General features: G+C 62.2%; 16 protein-coding genes and 2 tRNA genes. 8 read left to right on the forward strand and 10 right to left on the reverse strand.

Annotation, left to right across the window (positions count from 1 at the left end; all coding sequences use genetic code 11):
• The first annotated feature begins 70 nt into the window (after window positions 1-70).
• Window positions 71-268 carry a helix-turn-helix domain-containing protein gene (locus AC4D1W_RS06770; RefSeq protein WP_490898228.1) on the forward strand — a complete coding sequence of 66 codons (198 nt, stop codon included), beginning with the start codon at window positions 71-73 and terminating at the stop codon, window positions 266-268.
• Between the two features lie 60 nt (window positions 269-328).
• Here the strand turns inward: AC4D1W_RS06770 and AC4D1W_RS06775 are convergent, their stop codons facing one another.
• The 4 genes from AC4D1W_RS06775 to AC4D1W_RS06790 all read right to left on the reverse strand — a co-directional run bounded on the left by AC4D1W_RS06775 (window position 329) and on the right by AC4D1W_RS06790 (window position 4,501).
• Entirely contained in the window at window positions 329-1,915 is a 1,587-nt protein-coding gene (locus AC4D1W_RS06775) for an SIR2 family protein (protein WP_490898207.1), read from the reverse strand.
• A gap of 305 nt (window positions 1,916-2,220) precedes the next feature.
• Window positions 2,221-2,294, reverse strand: a tRNA-Met gene (locus AC4D1W_RS06780).
• 56 nt (window positions 2,295-2,350) lie between these two features.
• A tRNA-Thr gene (locus AC4D1W_RS06785) sits at window positions 2,351-2,422 on the reverse strand.
• A 153-nt stretch (window positions 2,423-2,575) separates the two neighbouring features.
• Entirely contained in the window at window positions 2,576-4,501 is a 1,926-nt protein-coding gene (locus AC4D1W_RS06790) for a DEAD/DEAH box helicase (RefSeq protein WP_490898208.1), read from the reverse strand.
• Between the two features lie 422 nt (window positions 4,502-4,923).
• On the opposite strand from AC4D1W_RS06790, the gene AC4D1W_RS06795 reads away from it, so the two are divergent.
• Window positions 4,924-6,699 carry a BCCT family transporter gene (locus AC4D1W_RS06795; RefSeq protein WP_490889772.1) on the forward strand — a complete coding sequence of 592 codons (1,776 nt, stop codon included), beginning with the start codon at window positions 4,924-4,926 and terminating at the stop codon, window positions 6,697-6,699.
• A 38-nt stretch (window positions 6,700-6,737) separates the two neighbouring features.
• On the opposite strand, the gene AC4D1W_RS06800 is transcribed toward AC4D1W_RS06795, so the two are convergent.
• Together AC4D1W_RS06800 and AC4D1W_RS06805 are read right to left on the reverse strand one after the other, a co-directional pair.
• Window positions 6,738-7,382: an MOSC domain-containing protein gene (locus AC4D1W_RS06800; RefSeq protein ID WP_490889774.1), complete on the reverse strand. Its 645-nt coding sequence runs from the start codon at window positions 7,380-7,382 to the stop codon at window positions 6,738-6,740.
• A 32-nt stretch (window positions 7,383-7,414) separates the two neighbouring features.
• Window positions 7,415-8,167 carry an SDR family NAD(P)-dependent oxidoreductase gene (locus AC4D1W_RS06805; protein ID WP_490889776.1) on the reverse strand — a complete coding sequence of 251 codons (753 nt, stop codon included), beginning with the start codon at window positions 8,165-8,167 and terminating at the stop codon, window positions 7,415-7,417.
• Between the two features lie 65 nt (window positions 8,168-8,232).
• Between AC4D1W_RS06805 and AC4D1W_RS06810 the strand changes: the two genes are divergently transcribed.
• On the forward strand, window positions 8,233-9,408 hold the full coding sequence (locus AC4D1W_RS06810; protein ID WP_490898210.1) for an amidohydrolase: 1,176 nt from the start codon (window positions 8,233-8,235) through the stop codon (window positions 9,406-9,408).
• Between the two features lies 1 nt (window position 9,409).
• Window positions 9,410-9,862: a hypothetical protein gene (locus AC4D1W_RS06815; RefSeq protein ID WP_490898211.1), complete on the forward strand. Its 453-nt coding sequence runs from the start codon at window positions 9,410-9,412 to the stop codon at window positions 9,860-9,862.
• 7 nt (window positions 9,863-9,869) lie between these two features.
• On the opposite strand, the gene AC4D1W_RS06820 is transcribed toward AC4D1W_RS06815, so the two are convergent.
• Together AC4D1W_RS06820 and AC4D1W_RS06825 are read right to left on the reverse strand one after the other, a co-directional pair.
• Entirely contained in the window at window positions 9,870-11,024 is a 1,155-nt protein-coding gene (locus tag AC4D1W_RS06820) for a cystathionine gamma-synthase (protein WP_490889781.1), read from the reverse strand.
• Window positions 11,025-11,052: 28 nt separating this feature from the next.
• Complete coding sequence (locus AC4D1W_RS06825; protein ID WP_490898212.1) at window positions 11,053-12,429, reverse strand: cystathionine beta-synthase; 1,377 nt, start codon at window positions 12,427-12,429, stop codon at window positions 11,053-11,055.
• 77 nt (window positions 12,430-12,506) lie between these two features.
• Between AC4D1W_RS06825 and AC4D1W_RS06830 the strand changes: the two genes are divergently transcribed.
• Window positions 12,507-13,469: a DNA-3-methyladenine glycosylase family protein gene (locus AC4D1W_RS06830; RefSeq protein WP_490898213.1), complete on the forward strand. Its 963-nt coding sequence runs from the start codon at window positions 12,507-12,509 to the stop codon at window positions 13,467-13,469.
• A gap of 40 nt (window positions 13,470-13,509) precedes the next feature.
• Window positions 13,510-14,259, forward strand: a complete 750-nt coding sequence (locus tag AC4D1W_RS06835) for an SDR family oxidoreductase (RefSeq protein ID WP_490898214.1) — start codon at window positions 13,510-13,512, stop codon at window positions 14,257-14,259.
• Window positions 14,260-14,321: 62 nt separating this feature from the next.
• Here AC4D1W_RS06835 and trxA read toward each other — a convergent pair whose 3' ends face one another.
• Together trxA and AC4D1W_RS06845 are read right to left on the reverse strand one after the other, a co-directional pair.
• Window positions 14,322-14,723, reverse strand: a complete 402-nt coding sequence (gene trxA, locus AC4D1W_RS06840; protein ID WP_490889788.1) for a thioredoxin — start codon at window positions 14,721-14,723, stop codon at window positions 14,322-14,324.
• A gap of 112 nt (window positions 14,724-14,835) precedes the next feature.
• Window positions 14,836-15,168: a TfoX/Sxy family protein gene (locus AC4D1W_RS06845; RefSeq protein WP_490889789.1), complete on the reverse strand. Its 333-nt coding sequence runs from the start codon at window positions 15,166-15,168 to the stop codon at window positions 14,836-14,838.
• 111 nt (window positions 15,169-15,279) lie between these two features.
• On the opposite strand from AC4D1W_RS06845, the gene AC4D1W_RS06850 reads away from it, so the two are divergent.
• Both AC4D1W_RS06850 and AC4D1W_RS06855 read left to right on the forward strand, forming a co-directional pair.
• On the forward strand, window positions 15,280-15,987 hold the full coding sequence (locus AC4D1W_RS06850; RefSeq protein WP_490898215.1) for a hypothetical protein: 708 nt from the start codon (window positions 15,280-15,282) through the stop codon (window positions 15,985-15,987).
• A gap of 421 nt (window positions 15,988-16,408) precedes the next feature.
• The gene (locus tag AC4D1W_RS06855) at window positions 16,409-17,155 is read left to right on the forward strand and encodes a hypothetical protein (protein ID WP_490898216.1); all 747 of its coding nucleotides are present in this window, start codon (window positions 16,409-16,411) and stop codon (window positions 17,153-17,155) included.
• Window positions 17,156-18,110 lie beyond the last annotated feature (955 nt).

Raw genomic sequence — 18,110 nt, forward strand, 5'->3', positions numbered from 1 at the left:
AGACATCGCTTCCCTCACTAATTACGGCGGCCAGTTAGCCGGCTCCACAGCGTAGGGCGGGGCTGTGGCTGTGCCGGCTGGGTGTCAGTCACATCATTCTGTCGGGAATCATCTGCATCTTCCCGGTGCTTGGGAGCCCCGGCTCCCAGCATCCGTAGAGCCATTGCTTGGCTCTGAACCGCGCGCTCACGCTCTGCGGCAATCCAAGGAAATCGCAGACGCGGTGGGCGTATCCGTCGCGACTCTATACCGCTACCTCGCAAAGTAGGGCGTATTCCAAGAGCCCCCGGATCAGTTCAGCCCCGGAGGCTTCTGTCGTTCACGAGACTTACAGGCGCAGGGCTAGTGCTTCCCTGAGCTCCTCAGCGTCGCCCTCGAAGCCTCCCCCGTAAACCAGGTGATCGAACTTGGAACAAAGTTTGGCGACATCTGTCGGAACCGTAGTCCTACCAGCCAGGCGTTGAACTAGGAAACTCCGAAGAGCCACTACGTCAGATACGTCGTAGGCGCAATTCACCCCTAGGTTCACACGCAGATCAGGATAGTTTTCACTGAGTTTTTGGAAGGACATGTCCTGCCACTGAGCCGGACGCCGACCAGGGTAGGGCGTCAGCGGTGTAGTCCCGTCCAGCAGCTGCCTCGCCCTGAGGGGCAACTTGTCCTTGTCCACAACGTAGTTTGCCCTCTCCGCCAGCCGCAGCGGATACAAGATCGGCGAGTACTTCGCGCCCCGGAAGATGCTCGGAATGAGTCGCTCGAACATGTTGGGCACATTGTGATCGTGAGCGCCCGTCAACATATCCATGAAGAAGTCTGCTCGCGAATATGCTGAGTAGCCCTTCATGCCAAGGCGTTCCATGGTGCCGACACCAACTACAACTTCCACCGAATCCGCTTCAGTGTCCTCGTCGAAGGGCAGGACATAGACACGGCCCGTGGGCTCACTGGAGTAGGCGAGCTGGTAGACGCTCTCACTTAACTGCCGCAGAAGCTTGACAGGAAAGTGCTGAGGAAGAGACGACAGCATGTCGTACAGCTCTCCGAAGTCGTGCAGGCCAATTTCCTGGACGCCAAAAGTGTGTTCGGCGACAGTGACAGTCGAGCGCGCGAGTCCTTCCACACGCATCGGCCCCGGCCGGCCCACGAAGATCAGTCGATCATTGAGGGTTTGCAACTGCTCTTCCGTCAGGCAATCGACGAGGTTGCCCAAGAGGCGCTGAATATGCGGGTCCCGAAGGCTATAACCGATGAAAATCACGGGGTGTTCGACAAAGAGTGTCAACATCTTGGCGATGAGGTACGGATTGCGGTCCCAAAAGGCTTCATAGTCTTCTGCTGTCAACACCAGAGAGGCAGGATCGGATACGGATCCGTGGATCTTGTAGATTTCCCCCACTGCCTGCGTTGCGGAGAACAAAACGGTCTGCTGCCCGACATAGACCTCCATGTCTGGCAGGGCATCTTCGATGACCGAATCGTAATTTGTGGTTATCACGGCATGGGCCCTGACGCTGGCCAACTTCTCAAGCTCGGGAATCAGCCCCTCCCTCTGCGTCAGTTTCAGAGAGTTGATGTATCCCGCCGCCTCTACTTTGAGAGGGTCGCCTTCTAGGGTGATGGACTCTTCATACTTGTGCCGTGAGCCCGCGTAATCATCTGCAAAGAACCAAGTGTCGTAGAAGTCAGCCGCTATGCGTGAGGCTATCGCTGGCAACTTCATATCTTCGGAGAGGCCACCAACCTTTCCCTCATAGTAGCTGAGGGGCCTTCCCGTGAGACTGGCCAGCTCTCTGAGCAACCCCTCCCAATCGGGCGAATCGATGTAGCGCCTCGAAAATCCAGATCCGATGAACAAGACGGGAAGAGTCTTCGAATTTACGAGGAGCGCCTTCAGCTGATCGGTGGCGTCTGTCAAGGGTCCCCCTAGAACCTGGCTGGCGGCCTGCCGCCCTGACGGCCAGTCTATCCGCATCAAATGGCCCTGCCGGGGCCGAACCTCGCGCTATGTGAATAAGGCGCGTAGATCGCCGCTGGCGGCCTGCCCGCCTATTCGCTCCCGGTCTGGCGTCCCATGCCGTGGCTCCAGTAGCCATTTAGTAGCCACTTCTCGGAGAAGCGGATGCTTTTTCGAAGAACGCAGGAGAACCTTGGTTTGTCAAGCACTTTTTCCCGAGCAACGAAAAACCCCCGGAATCTGAAGGAACCCGGGGGTTTTCTCTGTAGCGGTGGCGGGACTCGATCCCGCGACCTCACGATTATGAGTCGTGCGCTCTAACCAGCTGAGCTACACCGCCGTAAATGAGACTGCCCGCTTTCAATCTTACGATCTGCGGCGGGCCTCCCATTTGAGAGCCCCCCACCGGAATCGATCCGGTGACCTCGTTCTTACCAAGAACGCGCTCTACCACTGAGCTAGGGGGGCAACAGCAGAAAACTTTACCAGCTAATTCGCGTGCTGAAAAATCGAGCCGCGAGGTGCGTTGCCCGTCACTTTCGCACCCTCAGAACGACGACGCCGGACCCCCGCAACTGCGGAAGACCGGCGTCGTTCCATGGCACTAAAGAGAGCCCAAAATCACCACTTGTCGCGGCGTGCGGTACCCGCGCCGGCACCCTTCTTATGGCGAGGCTTGCGGTCATCGGAGTCGTGTCCGCGGTCGCTGCGGAAGTCGCCTTCATGGCCGCGCTCCGGGCGGAAGCCGCCTTCGTGCCCACGATCGCTCCGGAAGCCCTCGCCGCCCTTGCGGTGCGGCTTCTTGAAGTCGCCGGCGGGACGCTCGCGGACGGGACGCCGGCCCTTGTCCAGTTCGAGGTGAATCAGTTCGCCGCCGATGCGGGTCTTGGACAGTGCACGCCACTGATCCTTGGAGAGCTCAGCCGGGAGCTCCACCAGGGTGTGGTCTGCGCGGATATCAATCCCGCCGATCTGCGACGACGACAGTCCGCCCTCGTTGGCGATGGCACCGACGATGGAGCCGGGCATAACCCGCTGGCGACGACCGACAGCGATGCGGTAGGTCGCGTTGCCCTCGGTGAGAGTGCGAGTGGGTCCACGGGAACCGAAGGCATCCTTGCGTCCGCCTGCGCGCTCTTTCTGGCCGGCTGGAGCCTGCGGGATGTCCTTGACCAGGATCGGGTTGCCGCCCTGTGACATGACGGCAAGCGCAGCGGCGATCTCGGCGGCAGGAACGTCGTGCTCGTTCTCGTAGTTTGCGATCAGGTCGCGGAAGATCGAGACGTCCTCGGTGGCCAGGGTCTCCGTGATGCGTTCTGCAAACTTGTTCAGGCGCAGTTCGTTGACCGCGTCCGTGGAGGGCAGGTGCATCTGCTCGACCGGCTGGCGCGTTGCCTTCTCGATGGAGCGCAGCAGGTACTTCTCGCGGGGGGTGATGAACAGGATCGCGTCACCCGAACGGCCCGCACGGCCGGTGCGGCCGATACGGTGCACGTAGGACTCAGTGTCGTGCGGGATGTCGTAGTTGACCACGAGCGAGATGCGCTCAACATCGAGGCCGCGGGCTGCGACGTCCGTCGCCACCAGGATGTCGATCTTGCCGTCGCGCAGAGCCTCGATGGTGCGTTCACGCTGCTGCTGCGGGATGTCACCGTTGATGGCAGCGGCCTGGAAGCCCCGGGAACGCAACTTGTCCGCCAGGTCTTCAGTAGCCATTTTGGTTCGCACGAAGGCGATGATTCCGTCGAAGTCTTCGACCTCAAGAATGCGGGTCATGGCGTCGAGCTTGTGCGGACCCATGACCTGCAGGAACCGCTGCCGGGTGTTGGCGCCGGTGGTGGTCTTGGACTTGACCGTGATTTCCTGTGGGTTGTTCAGGTACTTCTGGGCGATGCGGCGGATTGCGCTCGGCATGGTCGCGGAGAACAGCGCAACCTGCTTGTCCTCCGGGGTCCCTGCGAGGATCTGCTCCACATCGTCGGCGAAGCCCATACGCAGCATCTCGTCCGCTTCATCAAGCACGAGGTACTGCAGGTTGGACAGGTCGAGCGATCCCTTGGACAGATGGTCGATGACACGGCCGGGCGTTCCGACGACTACCTGGGCACCGCGGCGGAGTCCTGCAAGCTGCGGACCGTAGGCGGATCCGCCGTAGACGGGCAGCACGCTGAAGTTCTCGATGTGCTTGGCGTAGGAGGTGAACGCCTCCGCAACCTGCAGCGCGAGTTCGCGGGTCGGAGCAAGGACCAGGACCTGGGTGAACTTCGCAGGACCGTTGAGGTCAGCCAGCTCGGCCATCTTCGACAGTGCCGGGATAGCGAACGCTGCGGTCTTGCCGGTACCGGTCTGGGCGAGGCCGACGACGTCGCGCCCTTCCAGCAGGGCCGGAATGGTTGCAGCCTGGATGGGCGAGGGCTTCTCGTAGCCGACGTCGGACAGCGCGGCCAGCACGCGTCCGTCGAGGTTGAAGTCAGCGAACGTGACATCCGGGGTGTCAGTGTTTGCAGTTTCGGTTTCAGGGGTTTCTGAGGGCAGATTTTCAGGCATGGGGAAGTTGACCTTCACTAGGAGCCGGGCGGCTGCATGAGCCGTATGAACAGGAAATCCAGCGCTGTTTCAATCCCGCGGCAGGACCATACATTCCAGCTTCGGCCGCTATCACAACGGTGAAGTGCAATGTTCTCTGACCGGCGCTCCCTGAATGAATCTGCCCGCTTCGCTAGACGCAGCGGGCCCCAACACAACCAATCCATGCCGCTTCAAGGGCAGGAATAAAGGGAAAACCGGTGTGGGGGATGTTTCAAGTGTACCCCACGTAATCCCGCAGCCTTTCCAGCAGCGCCCTGGTTGCTACGTGAGGCTGACCACAGCTGGGCGAATTCCTACTCGGGAGTTCATTTGCATCTGAACTAGAGCATGAAAAGCTGGTGAACAAATGTAGCGCCCCATTAGCTGCCCGAAGGATGGACATGAAATCAGAACGGGAACCAACCGCACAGGAGAGCTCACTCTCCGGTAGGCAGCAGAATGGAGGTAAGGGCTTCATCCTTGCGCCCAACATCTTCTGGCCCGCCCTGATCATTATCGTGGCCGCCGCGCTGCTTGCCATCATGTTTCCCGAAGGCACGGGAACGGCGTTGGCAGCCGCGCAAAGCGGCGTCGTGGCGGTGTTCGGCCCCTACTATCTCCTTGCCGTAGCCGGCTTCGTTGTGTTCGCCGTCTGGATGGGACTGAGCCGATTCGGTGACATCAAGCTCGGTAAAGACGACGGTGTACCCGAGTTCAAACTCCTGTCCTGGTTCGCGATGCTCTTCGCAGCGGGCATGGGAATCGGCCTCGTCTTCTGGGGTGCCGCGGAGCCGTTGACGTTCTTCGTGAATCCGAAGCCCGGCGTCGAAGGTGACGCCCGGGACTTGGCCAACGCAGCCATGACGCAGACCTACCTGCACTGGGGTTTCCACGCGTGGGCGATCTACGCGGTTGTCGGTCTCTCACTTGCATACGCCATCCACCGCCGAGGTCGGCCCGTTTCGATCCGGTGGGCCCTTGAGCCGCTGCTGGGCGATCGTGTTCGCGGACGCATGGGTGACGTCATCGACATCATCGCCATAGTCGGCACCGTCTTCGGCGTGGCAACCTCACTCGGGCTCGGGGTGCAGCAGATTGCGGCCGGCCTGGTCCAGCTCGGCGTCTTCGGCGAATCCACAAGCACCCTCCTTGTGGGGCTCATCATCGTCATCACCTTCATCGCTGTCCTCTCGGTGGTCAGCGGCGTCGACAAGGGCATCAAATGGCTGTCCAACATCAATCTCGGCATGGCGGGGGTCTTCCTCCTGGCCGTACTGCTGCTGGGCCCCACGCTGTTCCTGTTCCGTGAGTTCGTCCAGTCACTCGGCGCCTACCTGCAGTCGATCGTTGGGCTGTCCTTCGACACCAGCGCCTTCGCCGGAGAGGAAGGCCGCAACTGGCAGGCTTCCTGGACCGTCTTCTACTGGGGATGGTGGATGTCCTGGGCGCCTTTCGTCGGACTTTTCATCGCCCGGATCTCCCGCGGGCGGACGGTGCGCGAGTTCGTGCTGGGTGTGCTGCTGGTTCCGTCCATGGTGAGTTTCATCTGGTTCGCGGTCATGGGCGGCAGCGCGATCGGTCGCGCATTCGACGACTTCAATGGAGGCCTGTTCGATCCGGCCGTGGGCATCGTGTCGGAGAACGTGCTGTTCAACCTGATCGAGGGGCTGCCGTTCGCCGGGGTCCTCTCGGTCATAGCTATTGTCCTGGTGGCGATCTTCTTCATCACCTCCTCCGACTCGGGCTCCCTCGTCGTGGACATGCTTGCCTCCGGGGGCGAGACGGACCCGCCGAAATGGAGCCGCGTACTGTGGGCCTGCCTGGAAGGCGCCATTGCGATTGCACTGCTGCTGGCCGGCGGCCTGGCGGCATTGCAGACCGGCGCTATCCTGACGGCGCTTCCCATCAGCATTGTCATCATCGGCATGTGCATCTCGCTCTACAAGGCGCTGAACGCCGAGCAACAGGCGTTGATTAGGGTCGAGCGGCGCCAGCGGAAGATGGAACTCGAACGCGAGATCGGCGAGCAAGTAACAGTGCAACTCTCCGACAACTTCGACGAACACTTCGGTGACCACGTCAACGACCGCACCGAGACCGCCCTGCCCAACGATTTCAACGGCCGGCCGCGCCCCTGGCTTCCCCGGCGCAGGTCAAAGCCGGGACCGGGCCGCTAGCAGCCGATAGGCTGCCCGGGAATCACGCGGGAAAGGAATTACGCGGGAAGCTTCTGCGCCTGTGCGAGCGCTTTGGCGACGTCGGGCGTGAGCTTCGCGCCGGCGTCGTACGCTGCCTGGAGCCTGGCCGCCTGGTCAGGCTCCAGGCCAGCAAAAAGCTGGCCGATTGTCACTCCGTGCTCCGGCCGGTGCTCGACGACGACGGCATCCCCCGCCTCGATGTGCCCACCCTTCACCACGCGAAGGTATGTGCCGGTCCTGCCTTCCCGGGAGAAGCGCTTCACCCAGTTGGGCTCCCCCAGGAACCGGGCAAAGTTAATGCACGGGGTCCGGGGTTCGGAGACCTCAAGGAGCACCTCACCGATGCGCCAGCGCTCACCAATGACCGCGTGTGTGGCCTCGATTCCGGAGACCCGCAGGTTCTCACCGAACTTGCCCGGCTCGATATCGCGCCCCACTTCCGCTGACCAAAAATCGGCGTCTTCCTGCGAATACGCGTAGAGGGCCTTGGAAGGACCGCCGTGATGCTTACGGCTCGCCTGGATGTCGCCGGTGAGACCGAGTCGATGCACCTTCACCTTCCCGGACGCCGCCCGCTTGTCGATGGCGGTGACGCCGGTCGAGTCCTTGGTGGGCAACAGGGCATGGACGCGACACACGGCAAGCAGGAGACCAGCACTCATGCACCGATCCTACTGGCCGGGAGCGGCTCACTTCAGGAGGCCGAGAACCCGCCGTCCGCTTTGATGAGCTGCCCGTTGATCCAGTGCCCCTGCCGGGACAGAAGAAAGACGACGACGTCGGCCACGTCGGCAGGCGTGCCCAGCCTGCCGGTCGGCTGGCGGGCGGTGAGTGCCTCACGCACTTCGTCGGTCATCCAGCCGGTATCCACCGGTCCGGGATTCAGCACGTTGGAACTGATTTTCCGCTCGCCCAGTTCGCGGGCTGCGGCAATCACGATCCGGTCGAGCGCGCCCTTCGATGCGCCGTACGGCAGGTTGTGCACGGTGTGGTCACTGGTGAGTGCCACGATCGCGCCGCCGTCGTCGGGGCACTGCTGCGCGAAGGCACGGATGAGTTGCCAGGCCGCCCGGACATTGACGGCGAGGTGACGGTCGAAGCTTTCGACCGTCGTGTCGAGGATCGACGAGTTCACGCTCTCGGCGTGTGAAAGCACCAGCCCGGTGAGCGGACCCAGTTCCGCGGCATCACGAATCAGCGCATCGGCGGTGTCCGGCTGTTCCAGGTCCGCCGGCAGGAGCGTCACGCGGGAACCGATCGCTTCCAGTTCCGCCGCAAGGTCACGCAGCTCGGCATAGGGTTCCTCGATCTGGTGGACGCGCTGGTCATAGGGGTGCCAGTAGGAGAGAACCAGGTCCCATCCGTCCGCTGCGAGAGCCCGGGCAATTCCCGCTCCGATGCCCACGGAGCGCCCGGCACCGGTGATCAGGGCTGATCGTCGCGTCATCGCATCAGTGTAGTCAGACGGTAAGTTTGGCTGTGACCCCCACCACCGGCGAAAGGTCCAGACCCATGACTGCCACAGCAATCGTCAATGCCCACGTCGTCCCGATCGAAGGCGAACCCTTTGACGGAACCGTCGTGATCGAGAATGGGAAAATCTCTGCGCTGGGAGCAGATGTCAGAGCGCCCGAGGGTGCCGACGTCGTCGATGCTGAGGGCAAGTGGCTCCTTCCCGGGTTCGTGGACGCGCACGTGCACCTTGGCACCCATGAAGAGGGTGAGGGCTGGGCCGGCGATGACACCAACGAGATGACTGACCCTGTTACTGCCGGAGTCCGTGCACTGGACGCCATCAATCCCTTCGACCCCGGATTCGATGACGCCCTCGCCGGCGGTGTTACCTCAGTGAACGTGAACCCGGGCTCCGGCAACGCCATCGGCGGGCTGACCGTCGCCATCCACTCGCACGGGCGTTACATCGAGGAGATGGTGCTTCGCTCCCCCAGCGGCCTGAAGTCGGCTCTCGGTGAGAACCCGAAGCGCGTCTACGCCGAAAAGAAGCAGACTCCCTCTACGCGGCTGGGCACTGCCATGGTGATCCGGAAAGCCTTCATGGATGCCCAGAACTACATGGGCAAGGCTGAGGAGAACGCCCGGGACCCGAAGCTCGAGGCATTGGCCATGGTGCTGCGCCGCGAGATTCCCTGGCGCCAGCATGCCCACCGCGCGGACGACATCGCCACTGCCCTGCGCATCGCGGAGGAGTTCGGTTATGACCTCGTCCTTGACCACGGCACCGAGGCCCATCTGCTCGCCGATGTCCTGGCGGAGCGCGGCATTCCGGTGCTGATCGGCCCGCTCTTCACCACCAAGTCGAAGGTGGAGCTGCGAGGCCGCTCCATCGCCAACCCAGGCAAGCTGGCCGCTGCCGGCGTCGAAATTTCCATCATCACGGATCACCCGGTCATCCCGATCAACTTCCTGGTTCACCAGGCAACACTGGCTGTGAAGGAGGGTCTGGACAGCGTCACCGCGCTGCGCTCGATCACGATCAATCCTGCGAAAGTAATGGGGCTGGCCGAGCGCATCGGCTCCCTGGAGCCGGGCAAGGACGCCGACGTCGTGCTGTGGAGCGGTGATCCGCTGGATGTCATGCAACGCGCGCTCACCGTCTGGATCGGCGGCAAAGAGGTCTACCACTACGACACCGACTCCCGTACCGGCGTCGTAGCTCCCCGAGGCTGACATGGCGCGACAGTCCCGCCCCGGCCTTCCTCCGCGGCCGCTGACCATCCGGGCAGCCATCGCCGTGGAGGTGCTGGTCAGCGTCCTCTTCCTGATTGCCGCGGGATCTTTCCTGCTCTCAGCGGCCGCGCAGGAGATTGACCGGGCGGGGCTGGTAGGCCTCGGCGTTCTGCTGGGTGCACTCGCCGTCGTCCAGTTGGTGCTGGTGCTTGGATTGCAGCGGGGGAAGCGCGGCGCGCGCGAACTTCTTACGACGATCGGGCTCATTGTCGGGGTCCCGATCCTGGTCCGCAGAACGCCCGGGCTCTCCGTGGTGTGCGTGATCATGCTGATCGGCGTGGTGCTCATGTGGCTGCCGACGTCGACGGCGTGGTTCCAACAGATCAGCCCCAAACCGCAGAACAAGTGGGTGCGGCCGGCCAGCCGAACGGCCAGTCCCTTCCGGAAGCGCTGACTGCGTTCTAGAGGTTCGCGAATGCCTTTGCGAGATCCGCAATGAGGTCCTCGACGTCCTCGATTCCCACGGAGAGGCGCACCAGGTTGTCCGGAACCGCGAGCTCGGTTCCCTTCACCGACGCGTGCGTCATATCCGACGGGTAGTTCATCAGGGATTCGATCCCGCCGAGGGATTCGGCGAGCGTGAAGAGCTCGGTGGATTCTGCGACGGTACGTGCAGCCTGCTCGCCGCCCTTGAAGGACACGGAGATCATGCCGCCGAAGTCACGCATCTGGCGGGCCGCGAGCTCATGTCCCGGGTGTTCCGGAAGGCCAGGGTAGTAGACCTTCTCAACTTCGTCCCGTCCGGAGAGCCACTGGGCAATCGCGAGCGCATTCGAGCTGTGCCGGTCCATCCGCACGCCAAGGGTCTTCAGGCCGCGGGTGGTGAGCCAGGCCTCCATGGGGGCGGAGACCGCACCCACCGCGAACTGGATGAAACCCACCTTCTCGGCGAGGTCAGCGTCGTTGAGCACGACGGCGCCACCGCTGGCATCCGAATGCCCGCCAATGTACTTGGTGGTCGAATGAACGACGACGTCCGCACCAAAGGAGAGCGGCTGCTGTAGATACGGAGTGGCGAAGGTATTGTCGACGACCAGCAGGGCGCCTGCCTTCCCGGCGACCTCGGCGAGCGCCGCGATGTCGGTGACCTTCATCATCGGGTTGGACGGCGTCTCGACCCACACCATGCGGGTGTTCCCCGAAGCAACCGCCTTCTCCACCGCGTCAAGATCCGACATGTCGACCGCAGAGTTGGTGATGCCCCAGTCAGCGAGCACGCGGTTGATGAGCCGGTACGTTCCGCCATACGCGTCGTTACCCAACACGATGTGATCGCCGGGCCTCAGCGCTGCGCGGATGAGGGCATCCTCAGCGGCGAGGCCGGACGAGAAGCTGAACGCGTGCTCTGCACCCTCAAGCGCCGCGAGCTGCGCCTGCAGCGAGTCCCGGGTGGGGTTGGTGCCGCGGCCGTACTCATACCCGTTGCGCAGCTTGCCGATGCCGTCCTGTGCGAAGGTGGTGGTCTGGTACAGCGGCGGGATGACCGCGCCGGTGGTGGGGTCCGGTGTCTGGCCGGCGTGGACCGCACGGGTGTTGAAGCCGTTTCCTGAAGACATTGCTCGCCTATCCAATCGCAATAGTGATTTAGCTGCTCAGGTACGTCAGCAGGTCGTGGCGCGTAAGTATTCCCACGGGAGCCCCGACGAACGTAACCATCAGTGTGTCACTGTCCTGCAGGCGTTCACGCGCGGTGGTCACCGACTCGAGCGAACCGATGATCGGCATCTTCTCGGCCATGTGCTGGGAGATCTTGTCTGTGAGCTTGGCAGTGCCGTGGAAGATCTTCTCGGTGAGCAGCCGTTCATCGACCGACCCGAGGACCTCCCCCATGACCACCGGGGGCTCCTGGGACAGGACCGGGATATTGGACACGCCGAACTCGTTCATGATCATGATGACGTCACGGACGGTCTCGTTCGGGTGGGTGTGTACCAGGTCCGGGAGGGACCCGTTCTTTGATCGGAGGACTTCGCCGACCGTTGCCTCGTCGCCGCTGTCCATGAAGCCATAGGACTTCATCCAGTCGTCGTTGAAGATTTTGCCAAGGTAACCGCGGCCGCTGTCGGGAAGCAGGACGACGACGACATCGTCCTCGGTGAGGTCCTTCGCCGCCCGAAGCGCAGCCGTCACCGCCATACCCGAGGAGCCGCCGACCAGCAGGCCCTCTTCCCGGGCGAGCCTGCGGGTCATGGCGAAACTGTCGGCGTCGTTCACTGCGATGATCTGGTCCGGGACTGATGGATCATAGGCGTCCGGCCACATGTCCTCGCCGACGCCCTCAACGAAGTACGGCCGCCCTGAGCCGCCCGAGTAGACAGAACCTTCCGGATCAGCGCCGATGACGCGGACGGGACCGGACTCACGGTCCCTCGAGACGTCCTTGAGGTAGCGGCCGGTGCCGCTGATGGTACCGCCGGTCCCGACGCCGGTGACGAAGTGGGTGATCCGGCCCTCGGTGTCACGCCAAATCTCCGGGCCGGTGGTCTCGTAGTGGCTGAGTGGGCCGTTGGGGTTGGAGAACTGGTCGGGCTTGAACGCACCCGGGATCTCGCGGGTGAGGCGATCGGAGACGCCGTAATACGACTGGGGGCTGTCCGGCGCGACCGCTGTGGGAGTGACAACAACCTCGGCACCATAAGCAGCCAGGACGTTGCGCTTGTCCACGCCCACCTTGTCCGGGACCACGAAGATGCACTTGTAACCGCGCTGCTGTGCAATGAGCGCCAGCCCGACGCCGGTGTTCCCCGACGTGGGCTCGATGATTGTGCCGCCGGGCTTGAGCCTGCCCTCTTTCTCCGCAGCGTCAATGATCTTGACCGCGATGCGGTCCTTCACGGACCCGCCCGGATTCAGGTACTCCACCTTCACCAGGACCGTTGCGGCGATCCCCTCCGTCACCCTGTTGAGTTTGATGAGTGGGGTGTTACCGATCAGATCCACGACGGAGTTGGCGAACTTCATGGTTAACAAGTTACCGCGAGGCACCGACACTCCCCGACCTGAAGGAACCGTCACCCGCCCGTGCGAGCATTAACTCCATGACCCTCACCGTCTCCGCTCCAGCCGCCCTGTCGGCAGTCGTCGAGCCGGAGGGAGCCTATGCGCTGCTGGCCTCGGTGGGGCCGTTGCAGTGCGGTCCTCACGATCCGACAGTGATTTTCGGTGACGGCGCGGTGTGGATGGCCTTCCGGAACGACGACGGCGCGGCGACCCTGCGTCTGTCGCAGCGGGGCGGGCTGCGGTCGTCTGTGGTGCATGCGACGGCGTGGGGTCCAGGCGCCGCACGTGCCCTCGACTCTGTACCGCGGTTGGTGGGACTGCTCGATGACTGGAGCGAATTTGATGCGCCCGGCTTCGCGGCAGGCTTGCCTGAACTCGCGAAGAAAGGCCGCTATCTGCAGCCAGGTCTGCGGTTGCCCGCGACCGGAAGGATGCTCGACGCCGTCGTCCGCGTGATTATGGAGCAGAAGGTGACGGGACTCGAGGCGAAGCGAGCCTGGCGGTATCTGGTCAGCCGCTTCGGGGATCCCGCTCCTGCCGCTCCGCGCGCGCCGCGGGAGCTGCGGCTACCTCCTACGGCCGCACAGTGGCGCCGCGTAACGTCATGGGAATGGCATCGGGCCGGAGTTGATGCGAAGCGATCTGCGGCCGCGCTGAGGGCGGCAGGCGTCGCCTCCGGTCTGGAGCGGTTAGCCGGTCTCGATGCTGCCGGTGTGCACGCGGGGCTGTGCTCGATCCCCGGAATCGGTGTATGGACAACCGCCGAGGTGCTTCAGCGCACCCACGGCTGTCCGGACTCCATCTCGGTCGGGGACTTCCACCTTGCGGCGTACGTCGGAGCGGCACTGACCGGCGAGCGCACGGATGACGCGGGGATGCTCGAACTGCTCAAGCCCTGGGCCGGGCAGCGTCAGCGCGTGGTGCGGATGCTCTATGCGAGCGGGTTCCGGAAGCAGGCCTACGGGCCGCGGCTTTCACCGGAGGACCACCGGCGGCGGTAGGTTCTGATTAGCAGCGTGCCCAGAGAAGAAGGATCATGCCATGCGGATTGCTGTTGCCGGAGGTACAGGAACGGTTGGCCGATACGTCGTCGAGCGTGCCCGTGAGCGCGGGCATCAGGTCGATGTGCTCAGCAGGTCAGAGGGAGTGGACCTCGCAGCCACTGAGCCGCTCGATCTGAGCGGTGTCGACGTGGTCATTGACGTCACGTCGAAGGAGACAGTCAGTGCCGCAAAATCGACGAAGTTCTTCACAACGGTGACCGGGAAGCTTCTAACTGCGGGACGGGCGGCAGGCGTCAGCCACTACCTGCTCCTCTCGATCGTTGGGATCGACCGGGCGCCCCACGGCTACTACGCGGGAAAGGTCAAGCAGGAACAGCAGCTCAGTGAAGGCGATGTGCCCTGGACAATCCTCCGCGCGACACAGTTCCACGAGTTCGCCGGCCAGATCTTCACCAGGATGAAGGCTGGCCCTGTGTCCGCGGTGCCGGCCATGCGGTCCCAGCCCGTCGCCGCCAATGAGGTAGCCGTGAGGCTGGTGGAACTTGCAGAGGCTGGCCCCTCGCAGCGAGTCTCAGACCTCGCGGGGCCTCGGATGGAGCGGATGGCCGACCTCAGCCGGCGGTGGGCAGAGGCCACCGGGGCGAAGGGAAAGGTTATCGAAGTTCCCCTTCCGGGCGGATTCGGGCGGGCCATGCGGAATGGAACCCTGCTCGCCCAGCCTGGCTCCGATATCGGCAAGCAAACCTTCGACGAGTGGCTTCAGCGCGCTCCTCGAAGAACCGTCTGAACACACCGAGGCCCGGAGCCCGACGCGTGACCGGGGATCCGGGCCTCTGGAGTGAAGTCTGGTTACGCCTGGGGTTGCGCGCCGTCAGCCTCGGCCTTGGCCTTCGCCTGCTGCTCCGCGACCTGCGCGTGCACTTCCTTCATGTCCAGCCCCTTGACGGCTTCGACCAGCTCGCTGAACTGGTTGTTATTCAGCGCGCCCGGCTGCGAGAAGACCAAAACCTTCTCGCGGAACGCCATCAGCGTGGGGATCGAGGTGATGCCTGCTGCCGCGGCGAGCGACTGCTCGGCTTCGGTGTCCACCTTGGCGAAGGTGACGTCGTCGTGCTGCTGGGACACGGCGTCGTACACGGGAGCAAACTGCTTGCACGGGCCACACCATTCAGCCCAGAAATCCACGAACACAATGTCGTTCGTTTCGATGGTCTCGGGGAAGGTTGCCTCAGTGATGTCAATAGTTGCCATATCTTCACGCTAACGAGAATCGGCGCAGATGTCTCGTCCTGTTCGCTCCGCGCGAGGCCGCTTGGTACAACGGCATATGGTTCCCCCGGCGTCGTCCGACTCGGTTAACCCACTACTTGGGTTCCAGAGGTCGAGCGGACTTGAGGCCGTGATCCACCCAGCTCTGCAGTTGCTCATCCGTTTCAAGCACCGCAACGTCCACGTGCAGCCAACCGGTTACTGCTCGACCGCGCATTTCGAAACGGCGCACGTGATCGCGGTCAATCATCGTCTCCGTCTGGGTGGAATCCACGCGCAGGAGCAGTCCGCCCTGGCTACTGGCGCATACGGCCATGTTGCCGTTGATCAGAAAAGCCAACCCGCCGAACATACGTCTTTCGCTCAGCCCCGGTTCGTTTTGCACAACTTTCCGGATCCGGTTGGCAAGTTCGATGTCGTACGCCATATGGCCATTATGGTGCGGTTGCCCTGATTGGCGGTGCTACCCCGCCTACTCTTCCGCGCTTATACCGCGGAGACCATACTTGCAAGACAGACATCTTCCGAGGGGGAAACGATGAACAATAAGCACGCTCTCACCGCTGCGATACTCACGCTTCTGCTGACTGGCTGTGGAGGGACCGATGTTGGCGACGACGTGGCCGCTCCGAGCGTCCCTCCCGCAGCCGAACCCACCCCGGAACCCGAGCCAAAGACAGCTGCACCTACCCAAGAACCGCCGAAGGAGGTGACAGAGGAACCCACCGAGGAGATTACCGGGGAACCCACTGAGGAGCCCACGACCGAAGCACCGGAGGTTGAAACCTCAGTGCGAGGGAACCTAGTCAAAGACATTGGTGAAGCTGCTGGCATTCTGGGTGAGAACGGCGAGCCATTAGCGACGTTCGTCGTCAACAGCATCACCCCGGACGTCATCTGCACCGAGGATTACGTCGAGCCGGCGCAGAACGGTGTGTTCCTGGCCGTTGACGTGTCAGTACAGACCTCTCCAGCGATGGCGGAACCCGACTCAATACTGACGAGCTTCGACATGTCTTCCGCCATGTTCCGAACTATCGCCCCTAATGGCACATCTTCGAACGCCAGCGCGGATACTAGCGCTACGTTGTTCTGCCTCGACGACTCCGTTCTACTTCCCAGCTCAATCGGTCCTGGTGAAAATGTAAGGGGCATAGTCTTGCTCGACGTGGAAACGCCCTCAGGAATCCTCATCTATGAGGATTATTGGACCGATAGCGGGTGGGAGTGGAACTACCCGGGCTAGTTCTGACCTCAACGCTCTACTAAAGCGAGTGTCGGCCGTAGTGGGCGCTGTCCAGCTGGGCAAAGCGAAAGGCCCGCACTCCCCTGTGTTTCTCGGGTAGTACGGGCCTTCGTGGCGAATGGCAGATCAGGGATTCGAAACCTCTTCGCGACGCTAGTGAGAGGCGATAACCGCGTATTCTCGCGGATCCTCATCAATCGAAATCAATCAAAATCGCGTTCATTTCGGCACCAATGTTGCCAAAATGTTGCTGGTTCAACTGCTCGTGCTTCCGCGGTCGATCGAATCTGGACACCGCCATTCAGTATTCAGGTCTAGTCACCGTCGAACGCTTTCGTAAGCTCATGCTCCCAAGCTGGGCAAGGACAGCAACCCATCACCGCTCAGAGGACCTAAAGCACAATTCGACCTGAGAGCGAGGATGAGTAATGTAATCGAAGTGAAAGATTCGTCAAAGCTACACTGGTTTCCCCGAGCGACGGCGGCTGCAGTCGGACTAGCGATCCTGTGCGCTGGTGTGATCGGAGTTTTCACGGTAGATACGGACGGCGCCCTGGTCGCGCTCCTGGTCGTCGGTGCTGTGTTTTTGCTCCTTGCCCTAATCGGTCGTCCACCCCGGCTGAAGTGGGAGGGCAAGGAAGTCGAATGGCCGGCGGCCGAGGTTGGCGCGGTGTTAGCCAATCACGCCGAGGATCTATCTGCAGCGAACAGAGACGAGCTACTGGATGATCTTTCCCGGATCTCCCCAGCGACGGCCGGCCCTGTTCTGCAAGCAATGCTCGCCGAGACGCGGGTGATGGCGCAGTTGGAGCAGAGTCTTCCGCATGGGATCCAATTGCTCTCCTCCGACGAGATTGGGAAATACGTTCAGCTGGGAGGTAACGCTCAGGTTGACGGCGTGCTGAGCAACGAAGCTGGAAAGCTAGTTCTCCTGGAGGTCCGCGGGGGTGCGAAGCTTCCAACATCACTCCTGAGTGCAGTTGACAGGATAAGGACCGTCGATTCCAATTTGGTCGGAGGGCTCCTCCTCACCACCCGCCTACCTCCCAGAGTCCAACGGGAACAGTATGCCGAGCGAGGGTGGCACGTGCACTTCGTCGATTCATCAAACTTGGATGTCGCGGCTCTCCGAACCGCAATCTGGTCGGCCTTCAATCCTTCGACATAGCGGATCAGTCCAAGAAGCCGATTGCATGCCTGTGACGATAGATTTCCGACTTAGATGACCGGACACGTTTCGATAACTCATACAGATCAAGCGCTCCCAAGTGGTTTGCATTGCTGAGCTATATGGACGGGCGATGCGAGATTGGTCGTGGAAGAAGTTTTCGAGCACATCGGTCCGCTCGCCGTATTGACCGGTCCGACTGAGGCATCGCAAGTGCGCTTCAGACTGCAGGATTGTCTCCGACGAGCAACTTCTGCACGTCCTCGCCAATGATCCGCCGGCGAATACCTCTCGGATCCAAGCGAGGTCCGAGTGTGGGGGTGAGAATCATTGCCCTGCCGGACCGAGGTAGTCAGTTCCTCGGTGTGCACGATGAGACACGGTGGCCTCCCCCTTGGCTAACATGCACCCGCCCGGCAGGCGTCCAAGGGAAGGATCTTCGGCACTGCTCGGGCCAACGCCAACGCCGGCGGCGATCCGGATTCGAGCGGATCGCTCTTCTCTGCCCAATAGGGCCCCGGAATTATGTTGTGCACGGCTGCCGCTCGCCCAAGGTGGAATCCCAGGTCTCGCGACGACGCGGCGTGTGCGGGCGGTTAGCTGGTTCCTGCTGTACGCGTGGGTACGGTACAAGAGCGAAGCGAGGGAGCTTGTGCCGTTCATAGGAAGACGGGAGGCAGGCGCTCGTCCTTCTGTCATAGTCAGTTGCGGCTCGCAGTACGCTCAGAAGATCACGCTTGCAGCTACAACTGGGGTAGATATGAATGTATTGGAGTGGATCGATTATTACGGCGATGGTCTGGGAGCGATAGCAGGTATAGCCGCGGCCCTGTCGGTGACGGTCGAAAAGTGAGCCATTGTGACGGTTGAAAACTGAGCCACCTGTTCCAAACGATTGGGTGGGTGATCACAGTGGAGGATTGGGCGCTTATTCGGCGGTTGCATCTTGCCGACG

Source organism: Arthrobacter sp. TJ-170 (genome assembly GCF_058269305.1).

What these genes read in the sequence shown, in the direction of transcription:
- AC4D1W_RS06850 (WP_490898215.1), top strand. Translation starts at nt 15,280, where the DNA reads ATGAACAATAAGCACGCTCTCACCGCTGCGATACTCACGCTTCTGCTG.
- AC4D1W_RS06815 (WP_490898211.1), top strand. Translation starts at nt 9,410, where the DNA reads ATGGCGCGACAGTCCCGCCCCGGCCTTCCTCCGCGGCCGCTGACCATC.
- AC4D1W_RS06790 (WP_490898208.1), bottom strand. Translation starts at nt 4,501, where the DNA reads ATGCCTGAAAATCTGCCCTCAGAAACCCCTGAAACCGAAACTGCAAAC.
- AC4D1W_RS06855 (WP_490898216.1), top strand. Translation starts at nt 16,409, where the DNA reads ATGAGTAATGTAATCGAAGTGAAAGATTCGTCAAAGCTACACTGGTTT.
- AC4D1W_RS06820 (WP_490889781.1), bottom strand. Translation starts at nt 11,024, where the DNA reads ATGTCTTCAGGAAACGGCTTCAACACCCGTGCGGTCCACGCCGGCCAG.
- AC4D1W_RS06835 (WP_490898214.1), top strand. Translation starts at nt 13,510, where the DNA reads ATGCGGATTGCTGTTGCCGGAGGTACAGGAACGGTTGGCCGATACGTC.
- AC4D1W_RS06795 (WP_490889772.1), top strand. Translation starts at nt 4,924, where the DNA reads ATGAAATCAGAACGGGAACCAACCGCACAGGAGAGCTCACTCTCCGGT.
- AC4D1W_RS06805 (WP_490889776.1), bottom strand. Translation starts at nt 8,167, where the DNA reads ATGACGCGACGATCAGCCCTGATCACCGGTGCCGGGCGCTCCGTGGGC.
- AC4D1W_RS06830 (WP_490898213.1), top strand. Translation starts at nt 12,507, where the DNA reads ATGACCCTCACCGTCTCCGCTCCAGCCGCCCTGTCGGCAGTCGTCGAG.
- AC4D1W_RS06845 (WP_490889789.1), bottom strand. Translation starts at nt 15,168, where the DNA reads ATGGCGTACGACATCGAACTTGCCAACCGGATCCGGAAAGTTGTGCAA.
- trxA (WP_490889788.1), bottom strand. Translation starts at nt 14,723, where the DNA reads ATGGCAACTATTGACATCACTGAGGCAACCTTCCCCGAGACCATCGAA.
- AC4D1W_RS06810 (WP_490898210.1), top strand. Translation starts at nt 8,233, where the DNA reads ATGACTGCCACAGCAATCGTCAATGCCCACGTCGTCCCGATCGAAGGC.
- AC4D1W_RS06825 (WP_490898212.1), bottom strand. Translation starts at nt 12,429, where the DNA reads ATGAAGTTCGCCAACTCCGTCGTGGATCTGATCGGTAACACCCCACTC.
- AC4D1W_RS06800 (WP_490889774.1), bottom strand. Translation starts at nt 7,382, where the DNA reads ATGAGTGCTGGTCTCCTGCTTGCCGTGTGTCGCGTCCATGCCCTGTTG.